The organism is Teichococcus deserti (genome assembly GCF_001982615.1).
Taxonomy (GTDB): Bacteria; Pseudomonadota; Alphaproteobacteria; order Acetobacterales; family Acetobacteraceae; genus Pseudoroseomonas; species Pseudoroseomonas deserti.
This window is the reverse complement of the sequence record NZ_MLCO01000104.1, coordinates 1-10,147: the sequence shown is the minus strand read 5'-3', so window position 1 is coordinate 10,147 and position 10,147 is coordinate 1. Positions and strand designations below refer to the sequence as shown.

General features: G+C 72.9%; 10 protein-coding genes. 5 read left to right on the top strand and 5 right to left on the bottom strand.

Features of this window, described 5'->3' with window-relative positions; all coding sequences use genetic code 11:
- Positions 1-318 (top strand): thiamine pyrophosphate-dependent enzyme (locus tag BKE38_RS12685; protein ID WP_242662337.1); only part of this gene is annotated, 318 nt, incomplete at its 5' end.
- Positions 319-358: 40 nt separating this feature from the next.
- On the opposite strand, the gene BKE38_RS12680 is transcribed toward BKE38_RS12685, so the two are convergent.
- Positions 359-2,695, bottom strand: a complete 2,337-nt coding sequence (locus tag BKE38_RS12680; RefSeq protein ID WP_076957682.1) for a molybdopterin guanine dinucleotide-containing S/N-oxide reductase — start codon at positions 2,693-2,695, stop codon at positions 359-361.
- A 189-nt stretch (positions 2,696-2,884) separates the two neighbouring features.
- Between BKE38_RS12680 and BKE38_RS12675 the strand changes: the two genes are divergently transcribed.
- Together BKE38_RS12675 and BKE38_RS12670 are read left to right on the top strand one after the other, a co-directional pair.
- Positions 2,885-3,721, top strand: coding sequence for an AraC family transcriptional regulator (locus tag BKE38_RS12675; RefSeq protein WP_076957681.1), 837 nt, complete (start codon positions 2,885-2,887; stop codon positions 3,719-3,721).
- 164 nt (positions 3,722-3,885) lie between these two features.
- The gene (locus tag BKE38_RS12670) at positions 3,886-4,104 is read left to right on the top strand and encodes a hypothetical protein (RefSeq protein WP_076957680.1); all 219 of its coding nucleotides are present in this window, start codon (positions 3,886-3,888) and stop codon (positions 4,102-4,104) included.
- A gap of 36 nt (positions 4,105-4,140) precedes the next feature.
- Here the strand turns inward: BKE38_RS12670 and BKE38_RS12665 are convergent, their stop codons facing one another.
- A complete protein-coding gene (locus BKE38_RS12665; RefSeq protein ID WP_076957679.1) occupies positions 4,141-4,566 on the bottom strand; it encodes a hypothetical protein in 426 nt (141 codons plus the stop codon).
- 211 nt (positions 4,567-4,777) lie between these two features.
- On the opposite strand from BKE38_RS12665, the gene BKE38_RS12660 reads away from it, so the two are divergent.
- Complete coding sequence (locus tag BKE38_RS12660; RefSeq protein WP_076957678.1) at positions 4,778-5,380, top strand: TetR/AcrR family transcriptional regulator; 603 nt, start codon at positions 4,778-4,780, stop codon at positions 5,378-5,380.
- Positions 5,381-5,400: 20 nt separating this feature from the next.
- The gene (locus tag BKE38_RS12655) at positions 5,401-6,279 is read left to right on the top strand and encodes an alpha/beta fold hydrolase (protein WP_076957677.1); all 879 of its coding nucleotides are present in this window, start codon (positions 5,401-5,403) and stop codon (positions 6,277-6,279) included.
- Here BKE38_RS12655 and BKE38_RS12650 read toward each other — a convergent pair.
- From BKE38_RS12650 to BKE38_RS12640, 3 genes are all read right to left on the bottom strand, one after another.
- Positions 6,195-7,088, bottom strand: a complete 894-nt coding sequence (locus tag BKE38_RS12650; RefSeq protein ID WP_076957676.1) for a DeoR/GlpR family DNA-binding transcription regulator — start codon at positions 7,086-7,088, stop codon at positions 6,195-6,197. The two genes, BKE38_RS12655 and BKE38_RS12650, sit on opposite strands and share 85 nt — an antisense overlap.
- Positions 7,085-8,644 carry an ABC transporter substrate-binding protein gene (locus BKE38_RS12645; protein WP_076957675.1) on the bottom strand — a complete coding sequence of 520 codons (1,560 nt, stop codon included), beginning with the start codon at positions 8,642-8,644 and terminating at the stop codon, positions 7,085-7,087. Before BKE38_RS12645 ends, BKE38_RS12650 begins: the two co-directional genes overlap by 4 nt.
- A gap of 107 nt (positions 8,645-8,751) precedes the next feature.
- Positions 8,752-10,147, bottom strand: a 1,396-nt coding sequence (locus BKE38_RS12640) for an alkaline phosphatase family protein (RefSeq protein ID WP_076957674.1), incomplete at its 5' end; no start/stop codon positions are given.

Genomic DNA, 10,147 nt, shown 5'->3' with positions numbered 1-10,147 from the left:
CTGCAGGCGGACGGGTCGGGGATGTACACGCTGCAGGCGCTCTGGACCCAGGCGCGCGAGAAGCTGCCGATCACCACGATCGTGCTGTCGAACCGCAAGTACCAGATCCTGATCGGCGAATACCGCAATGTCGGCGCCAATCCGGGGCCGACGGCGATGCAGATGCTCGATCTCGGCAATCCCGACATCGACTGGGTGGGGGCCGCGAACTGCATGGGCATCGAGGCGGCGCGCGCCACCACGCTGGAGGCGCTGGCCGACCTGACCGCGCAGAGCCTGGCGCAGGACGCGCCCTTCCTGATCGAGCTGGCGATCTGAAGCGGGAGCCGGGCGCCGCCGCGGCGGCGCCCGGCCCCGGCTACTCGGCCGCCAGCGGCTGCGGCGCGGGGCGGGCGACCGGCGGGTCGAAGGCGCGGATCGGCGGCAGGTTGCCGGTGAACTTCTCCACCTCGACCACGGTCAGCTGGCCGGTGCAGCCCTGCGCCAGCGAGGAGGTGCCGATGTCGCGCGTCAGCACGTTCGGATTGCCGTGCACGCAGAGCGGGAAATCCTCGGCCGGATCCTCGGGGTCGTACCAGGCGCCGGTGGGCAGCTGCACCACGCCGGGGCGGATATCCTCGGCGACGCGCACCGCGGCCAGGCAGGCGCCGCGCTTGTTGAACAGCCGGATGATGTCGCCATCCTCGATGCCGCGGGCGGCGGCGTCGGCCGGGTGCATGGTGGCCACCTCGCGCTCGCGCCGCTTGGCCGCGGCGCTGTGGCCGCCGAAGTCCAGCTGGCTGTGCAGCCGCGTCGCCGGCTGGTTGGCCACCAGATGCAGCGGCGTGGCACCCCCCGGCGCCTCCTCGGGCGGCAGCCAGGCCGGGTGGCCGGGGCAGCTGGCCTCGCCGAAGCCGGCGACGGTCTCCGAGAAGATCTCGATCCGGCCGCTCGGCGTCGGCAGCGGATTGGCGTCCGGATCCTCGCGGAAGGCGCGCCAGGGGCCGCCATCGTCGGGTTCCTGCGGCAGGGCCAGGCTGCCCGCCTCCCAGAAGGCCTCGAAGTCGGGCGCCGGCAGGCCCTTCTCCGCCAGGCCCTGGCGGGTGCGCTCGTAGAGATGGGCCAGCCATTCGCGGCTGCTGCGGCCCTCGGTGAAGGCGGCCTCGGTGCCGAGGCGCCGCGAGAGCGCCGCGAAGATGTCGTAGTCGTCGCGCGCCTCGGCATAGGGGGCGGCGACGCGCTGCATGGCCACCATCAGCGGATCATGCGAGCTGTAGCCGATATCCTCGCGCTCCAGCGTCATGGTCGCCGGCAGCACGATATCGGCGTGGCGCGCCGTCGCGGTCCAGGCCAGCTCATGCACCACCAGCGTGTCGACGCGGGCGAAGGCCTCGCGCAGCCGGTTGAGGTCCTGGTGGTGGTGGAAGGGATTGCCGCCGGCCCAGTAGACCAGCCGGATGTCGGGATATTTCCGGGTCTGCCCGTTGTAGCGGTAGTCCTGCCCCGGGTTCAGCAGCATGTCGGCGATGCGCGCCACGGGGATGTAGTTGCCGTGCCGGTTGCGGCCCTGCGACAGGGTCGGGCTCGGCACCGCATTGGCCCGCCTGCCGTAATAGCCGATGGCGCCCAGCGCATAGCCGTAGCCGCCGCCGGGCAGGCCGATCTGGCCCAGCGCCGCGGCCAGCACCGCGCCCATCCACACCGGCTGCTCGCCATGCTCGGCGCGCTGCAGCGCATGCGCGACGGTCACCAGCACTCGCTTGCCGTGCAGCCGGCGGGCCAGGGCGCGGATCGCCTCGGCCTCGAGCCCGGTGATCGGGGCGGCCCAGGCGGCGTCCTTCGGCTGGCCGTCGGCCGCGCCCAGCAGGTAGCGCTCGAACTCGGCCCAGCCGGTGGTGAAGCGGTCGATGAAGCCGCGGTCGTGCAGCCCCTCCGCCACCAGCGTGTGGACCAGCGCCAGCATCAGCGCCGTGTCGGTGCCGGGGACATTGGCGATCCACTCGGCGCCGGCCTCCTCCGGCAGGTCGCTGCGCAGCGGGCCCACCAGGATGAAGTCGCAGCCGCGCGCGCGGGCGGCCTGCATCGCCGGGCGTTCGACATGCTCGCTGATGCCGCCGCCGGCGACCATGGCGTTCTTCAGCGCCATGCCGCCGAAGGCCAGCACCACCTCGGTCTGCGTGGCCACCTGGTCCCAGGTGACGTTGTGCTTGGTCAGCGCCTCGTAATTGCCCAGCACATGCGGCACGATCACCGAGGCGGCGCCCGAGCTGTAGCTGTTGACCGAGGCGACATAGCCGCCGATCGCGGTGTTCAGGAAGCGGTGGATCTGGCTCTGCGCATGGTGGAAGCGCCCGGCGCTGGCCCAGCCATAGGAGCCGCCATAGACCGCGCCCGGGCCGTGGCTCTCGCCGACGCGGCGGATCTCGGCGGCCAGCAGGTCGAGCACCTGGTCCCATTCCATGGCGACGAATTCGTCGCGGCCGCGCTGGCGGTCGGGGCCGGGGCCGCGCTCCAGCCAGCCGCGCCGCACCATCGGCCGGGCGATGCGCGCCGGATGCCGCAGGGCGGCGGGGAAGTTGTCGAGGATGCCATTCGGGTCCGGGTCGCCGGGATGCGCCTGGATCACCAGCCCGTCCTCGCCCAGCGCCGCCTTGAACACGCCCCAGTGCGAGCTGTGCTGGCGGAATTCGGCGGCGTTCGGAGCCTTGTTGCCCATGGCGAGCTTCCCTGCTTGGCGCGGCGACGCCGCCGCGGCCGGTGATCTTGCGCGAAGGGCAGGCGGTTGCAAGCCCTGCGCGCGGCGAGCGCCGGCGCAGAGCCTAGCGCATCGCCGCCCTGGCTTTCCTTCGACGGGATGCCAAGCTATGTCGACTATCGGACAATCCCGCGCCAGGAGGCGCCGGCCATGCTCTGGGAGACCCTCGCGCCGCCGCCCGACGCCGCGGCGCCGCAGCCGATGACGGTGCGGGCCCAGTCGATCCCGCCGCGGCGCTACTTCCCCGAGCATGCGCATGCCTGGAAGCAGGTGGTCTATGCCGTTTCCGGCGTGCTGACGGTGGCGGTGGCCGGGCGGTCCTTCGTCATCTCGCCGGAGCAGGCGGTCTGGCTGCCGAGCGGCCTCGCGCATCGCGTCGGCTCGCTGCTCGGCGCCGAGTTCCGCAGCCTCTGGATCGCCGATGCCGCCGGCGCCGGCCTGCCGGAGGCGCCGACCGTCTTCGGCGTCTCGGCCCTGCTGCAGGCGCTGATCCTGGAGGCTGCGGCGATCGAGGCCGAGCCCGATGACAGCGGCTATGCCGGCCGGGTCACCGCGCTGATCCTGGACCAGCTGCGCCGCGCCCGGCCGCTGCCAGGGGAGTTGTCGGGGGCGCTGTCCTGGCCGCGCGGCGGGCCGCTGAGCGCGGTCTGCGAGGCGCTCTACGGCGACCCCGCCGATCCGCGCGGCCCGGAGGAATGGGGCCGGGCGCTCGGCATGTCCGGCCGCACGCTGGCCCGCCGCTTCGAGGCCGAGCTGGGCATGAGCCTGCGCTCCTGGCGGCGGCGGCTGCGGCTGTTCAAGGCGATCGAGCTGCTGGGTGGCGGGCTGGACGTGACGCAGACGGCGATGGAACTCGGCTACGGCTCGACCTCGGCCTTCATCTACGCCTTCCGTGCCGACATGGGCTGCAGCCCGCGGGCCTATATGCGCGGCCGCGCGGCATCCCCAGGGGGTGCCATCCCGCCTGGCACGGACGGCCCCCTATGATCGGGCTGGAGGAAGATCAAGCTTCAGTCATGAGCCACAATTTACCGGGCGCGCCCTCATAGGAAAAGGAATTCCCGGATCGGAGCAGGCATAAGTCGCTGCCCGAGCTTCCGGGAATGTTCCGCGATCGTCTGTGAGCGAAGCGGTGGGTTGCGGAGCGCGCCATGGCCTTTGTCCGCCTGACCGAAGTCTCCGATGGAGAGTTCTACATCAATGTCGACAAGATCATCTTCCTGTCCGAGAACAGGTCGGCGGAGGACCAGACGGTCATCAAATACGGGTCGCGGCACGACGAATGCCTCGTCGTCGAGGGCCGGGTGGAAGACGTCGTGGTGAAGATCGAGGCCGCGACGCTGCAGGCCGCCCGGCGCGACGACGGCTGACGTTGTCGCGCCGGCCCGGCCGCGGCGCGGCCCCGCTCAAGCTGGGGCCACCGGCGATGCCGTCGCCGGAGCCCGGACTGCCGCGCTCTGGCAGGGATCGCACCGGCAGCAGGGCTCCGCCGCCTGCGGCCTTTCACCCGCCATCCGCCCGGCGGCGGTCCCGCAGGCCATCTGCTGGTCGATGATGACGCCCACCATCGCGCGCGCCGCGCGCAGCGCGGGCAGGCTGCCCCGGCCGAAGCCGGGCGCCTCCGCGGGGCCATCGGGCAGCAGCGACAGCACCGCCCGACTGGCCTTCAGCCAGCGGGCCCGCGCCTCCGGCGCCGCCGGCACATGGCGGCGGCGCCAGGTCTCGGCCGCGACCTCGCCGACGATCGGCGCCATCTCCGGCGGCACCGCCGCCGCGCGCCGCCCGGCCCAGCAAAGCATCTCCCGCAGGCTCTCCTCGACCTCGTCCAGCATTCCGCCCCATCCATCCACGCGAGCCGGATCAGGCTATTGCCTCCGATCAAGCTGCTCTGGGATACAAGACGAAAGATACCTGCCCGTCTTTAATAAATGATAATTCATGCAACCCCTGATGGCAGGGTTGTCTCCCGTGCAACCGTCGGCGGGTGGTTGACGGCCATCCGTAATTAGGGAATGTTCATTTCCTAATTTGCGAAGGAGCCGCATGCCGCCCGAGCCCCGCGCCGTCCGCGGCCGTCCACGCGCATTCAACGAGGCGGAGGTGCTGGACCAGGCCATCGCGCTGTTCAGCGCCGGCGGCTTCGCGGCCGTCTCGATTGCCGATCTGGTCGCGGTGACCGGGCTGAGTGCGGGCAGCCTCTACAAGGCGTATCGCGACAAGGAAGGCATCTTCGCCGGCGCCCTGGACCGCTACATCGCCGAGCGCGACCGCAGGCTGGGCGACATCGCCGCCGGCGCCCCGGGGGGCCGGGCGCGCATCACGGCGCTGCTGCGGCTCTATGCCGGGCTGAGCCAGGGCGAGGCGGGGCAGCGCGGCTGCCTGGTGGTCTCCGGCATCACCGGGCTCGACCAGCTCGGCGCGACGGCCGCGGTGCTGCGCGCGACGCTGGCGCGGCGCCACGCCATGCTGGCCGCACTGGTGGCCGAGGGGCAGCGCGACGGCTCCATCGCCACGACCGAGCCGCCGGAGGGCGTCGCCGACCTGCTGCTGGCGCTGCTGCAGGGCATGCGCGTCGTCGGCAAGGGCGGCCGCTTTCCGGAAGACGGCGAAGGCTTCGTCCGCCGCGCGCTGCGGCTGCTCGACTGAGGACCGGAAGGATCTCGCCGATGACAGGGGAGTTGACGCACCGCATGGTGCGGCTCGGAACGCTGCGGCTGCATGCCGTCGAGGCGGGGCAGGGCGCGCCGGTGCTGCTGCTGCCCGGCTGGCCGCAGAGCTGGCTGGCCTGGCGCCATGTCCTGCCCCTCCTCGTCGCGGCGGGGCGGCGGGTGATCGTGCTCGACCCGCGCGGGCTGGGCGACAGCGACAAGCCGGACGGCGGCTATGACCTCGACACCGTCGCCGGCGACATCCACGGCTTCCTGGTCCAGGAAGGGCTGCGCGGCATCGACGTCGTCTCGCATGACGTCGGGTCCTGGATCGCCTATGCCCTGGCCTGCGCCCATCCCGGCGACGTGCGGCGGCTGGTGCTCAGCGAGATGACCATCCAGACCGCGGGCGTGGCGCGGCCGATCCCGGACGAGGCCGCCAATATCGCCGGCTGGCATTTCGGCTTCAACCGGCTGCAGGGCCTGCCGGAGGCGCTGGTCGCAGGGCGCGAGCGGCTGTTCCTCGACTGGCTCTTCGACAACAAGGCGGCGCGGCCGCACGCGATCGATGCGGAGGCCCGCGCCGCCTACGCGCGCAGCTTCGCGGCCCCCGGCGCCGCCCGCGCCGGCTTCGACTATTACCGCGCCCTGCTCAGCCCGGAGGGGCTGGCCCGCATGGCCGAGCGGCTGGCCGTGCCGCTGCCCATGCCGGTGCTGGCCATCGGCGCCGAGGGCGGGGTGAAGACCCGCCTGGCTGACAGCCTGCACGGCGCCGCCGCGGATCTGCGCAGCCTGGTGCTGCCCGGCGGCCACTACCTGCCGGAGGAGGAACCGGCAGCCTTCGCGCAGGCCGTGCTCGACTTCTGGCGCGACACCGCATCCTCGGTCGGCAGATAGAGAAGAACGTCGGCGGCGGCGAGGGCGTCGGCCATCGGCGCCGGCGGCGCGGCGTCGCTGGCCACCGCATGCAGGCTGGCCAGCGGATACACCTGATGCGCGTCGCTGCGCAGGAATTTCTGGGCATCGGCCACCACCGCCAGCCGCGCGGCGCGGGCGGCCAGGCTGTCGCCCAGCGCCGCATGCCAGTCGCTCGGCCCCAGCGCGCCATGCTGCGGGTGCAGCGCGCTGGTGCCGCAGACCGCCAGGTCGAAGACCCGCCGGTCGAGGGCGCGCAACACCTCGGGCCCGACCAGCGTGTGGGTCTCGGGCTTCAGCGTGCCGCCCAGCAGGCTGACCTGGCAGCCCGGCCGCGCCGCCAGCAGGGTCGCGATGTCGATCATGTTGGTGGTGACCGACAGGCCCAGATCGCGCCCGGCCAGCAGCCCCGCCAGGATCAGCATGGTCGAGCTGCCGCCGAGGAAGACCGTCATCCCCTTGGCGAAGAGCGGCAGGGCGGCCTCCGCCGCGCGCTGCTTGGCGGCGCGGGCCAGGTCCAGCCGCTCGGCGACAGGGCGGCGGGCGGCCAGGTCCACCGTGCCGCCCGGCATGGCGCCACCATGGACGCGGCGCAGCAGCCCGGCCTCCTGCAGCGCGCGGATGTCGCGCCGCACCGTCTCGGCCGAGACGCCGAGCTGCCCGGCGATCTCGGCGACAGCGACCGCCTGGCCGCGCGACAGCAGCGCCAGGATGTCATGCTGGCGGGAGGCGCCGAGCCGCGGCCCGGCCCGCCCGCGCGATGCTCCCGTCCCCGTCCCTGGCCCCGTCAAAGCGCATAGGCCGGGTTGGAGGGGCCGAAATTCAGGTCCAGCGTCTGCCCCGGCGTCCAGGCGACGTCGCGCCGCTTGCCGTAGAACTGGCCCGAGGCATGCAGCACCACGCAGGGCGGGTCTTCGTCATGGAGGATGGTCAGCATGCGGCGGATGATGCGCCGGCGCTCCTCCGCCTCATAGACGTCCTGCAGCCTGCCGCCCAGCGCCTGGTATTCGGCGTTGGTCGGGATGCCGACCAGCTTCGGCAGGGTGCCGTTGGGGCCGAATTCGCGCCAGGCATGGCCGAGCTGGTCGAGGAAGATGGCGGTGCTGGAGCTGTCATAGATGCCGTTGATCGGCATCTTCTGCACCTGGGAGAAATTCTCCAGCATCTCGATGCGGACGTTCAGCCCGACCTCGCGCCACATCTCCACCATGGTCTGCGCGCCGGCGACCTGGTTGGTGTAGTAGTTGTTCAGCAGCTTGTAGCTGATGGTCTGGCCGGCATAGCCCGCCGCCTTCACCAGCGCCCGCGCCTGCGCCGGGTCATAGGCCAGCGCCGGGAAGTCCTCGATATAGCCGCGGCCGAAGCTGGAGAACTGGAAGCCGTTCGGCGCGGCCACCCGGTTGCCCCACAGCGCCTCGAGGAACAGCTTGCGGTCCAGCGCCAGGCTCAGCGCGCGGCGGATGCCGGCATCGCCCAGCACCGGCCCGGTCGCGTCGATCGCCAGGTAGCGGATGTTCTGCACCTGGCCGCCCACCACCTGCAGCCCGGGCTGGCGGTCGATCTCGGGGAAGAGGTCGGGCGGCAGGTCGGTGACGATGTCGTATTCGCCGCTGCGCAGCCCGGCGACGCGCGAGGCGACCTCGGGGACGATGCGGTATTCGATGCTGGCGAAGGGCGGCCGGCCGCCCCAGTAATCGGCATGCGCGGCCATCTGCACGTTGACGTCCAGCTTCTGCCCGACCAGGCGATAGGGGCCGGTGCCGATCGGCGCCGCGGCCCAGCGGTCCCAGCCGCCGGCGGCCTCGAAGCCGCGCTGGCTGACGATTTCCGAGGCCCAGGCGGCCAGCCGCTGCTCCAGCAGCGCGTCGTCGCCCTTGGCATGGATGGTGACGGTGTGGTCGTCCTCGACCTCGACGCGGGCCAGGCGTTCCAGCGTCTGCATGGCGACCGAGCGGCCGGAACGGCCCGGGCCCAGCAGGTGGTCGGGCCCCAGGCTGAAGGCGACGTCGCGCGCGGTGAAGGGGCTGCCGTCATGGAAGGTGACGCCGCGGCGCAGATGCAGCCGCAGCGCGCGGGCGTCGCGCCGCTCCCAGCGCTCGGCCAGGGCCGGGCGCAGCGCCATGTCCTTGGCATGGTCGAAGGCGATCAGCGTGTCGAAGAGCTGCGGCACCACGCGGCGCGTCGCGGTGTGGTTGAACAGCACCGGCTCCACCCCCGGCGGGAAGCCGGAGATGGCGACGGTCAGCTTGCCGGGCGTCGCGGCGGCGCGGGCCGGGCCGGCGAAGGCGGCGCCGGCCAGCAGCGCCGCGGCCAGCGGGCGGCGGCCGATACGGGGAGCAGAAAGCATCGCGGGAAGACCCTTCGGAACGGTGACGCCGGCTTAGCCGCGCTTCCGCGACGGGCGTGTGACCGTTCCTGTGGAGTCCTGATGACATCTGCCCGTTTATGCCCGGATCAGTCGATCCGGCCGCCCTCCAGCACATAGCGGGCGCGGCCCATCTCGGCGGTCTCGACATATTGCGCCAGCCCGCCGCCGGCCGCTTCCAGCCGGCGCCTGGTCCAGGCCGGGTCGGCGGCGGAGAGGTCGCGGCCGCGCATGCTGTCGGGCACCGCCACGCCCAGCAGGGCCAGGGCGGTGGGGGCGATGTCGATCAGCCCGGCCGGGGCGTCACGCAGCGCCGCCTCGCCGCCGGGCAGGGCCAGCAGCAGCAGGTTGGACAGCTCGCCCGGATGCAGCCCGCCATGCATGCCGCCGCCCGGGGGGACGTCGCCGGCCGGGGTCCAGCCGCCGGCCGCGTCATGCCGCAGCACCGTCACCAGGTCGGGCGCGCGCGGATGGTCGAAGCCGACGGCGGCATAGGGCAGCACCCCGTCCTGCGCGTCGCGGGCGAAGAGCATGCCGAGCTCCGGCCGCGCCTGCAGCCCGGCGATGAGGCCGGGCAGGGCCTTGGCGCGGCGGCCCTCGGCGGTCAGGCTGATGCCGCCGCAGCGGCCGGGGGCGGTGGTGGCCAGCACGCCGGGGCCGGGGCGATAGGCGATGCCGAGCGGCGCCCATTCCTCCAGCAGGGCGATCTGGTCGGGGCAGGCGATCTGGCCATGGTCGCTGAAGGCGATCACCGCCGTCTCCTCCAGCCGCCCGAGCCGGCGCAGGGTGTCGAGCGCCAGGCCGACCGCCGCGTCGGCGACGCGCAGCGCATCCATCGTGTCGGCATGGCCGAGGCCGCGGTAATGCAGCGCGGTGTCGGGCTCGGCCAGCCAGAGCAGCGCGACATCGGGATCGACCTCGGCCAGCACATGCTCGGCGAAGACTTTTCCCAGCCAGGCGGTGCGGGCGAGCAGCGGCACGTCGGCCTCGGGCGGCGGGCCGAAGCGGGCGGTGACGGCGTCCCAGGCCTCGGGCTGCTGCGAGGCCTCGCGGCCATGCGGGGTGAAGACGAAATGGCCGCCGGCCGCCGGGTCGGGCAGCATCAGCGCCGCCGTCCCCGGGGTATTGCCGCTGACGGCGCCGAAGCGCTTACCGGCCTGGCGCAGCGCCTGGTCCAGCGTCGGGGCCAGGATGGCGCTGCCATCGGCGGCGACCAGCCGGCGCAGATCGGCGATGCGGTCCAGATGCAGCGGCAGCTCGCCGGCGCTCGGGTGGTGCAGCGCATTGCCGACCACGCCATGCACTTCCGGCGGCGCGCCGGCCATGACCGAGGCGGTGCAGACCCGGGTGTAGCTGGGGAAGACCGAGCGGGATGTCGAAAAGCGCTGGCCGCGCCGGGCCAGGGCCCAGAGATGCGGCGTGCCTTCGGCCGTCAGCATGTCGGCCCGCATGCCGTCGAGCGCGATCAGCAGGACCCGGCGGAAG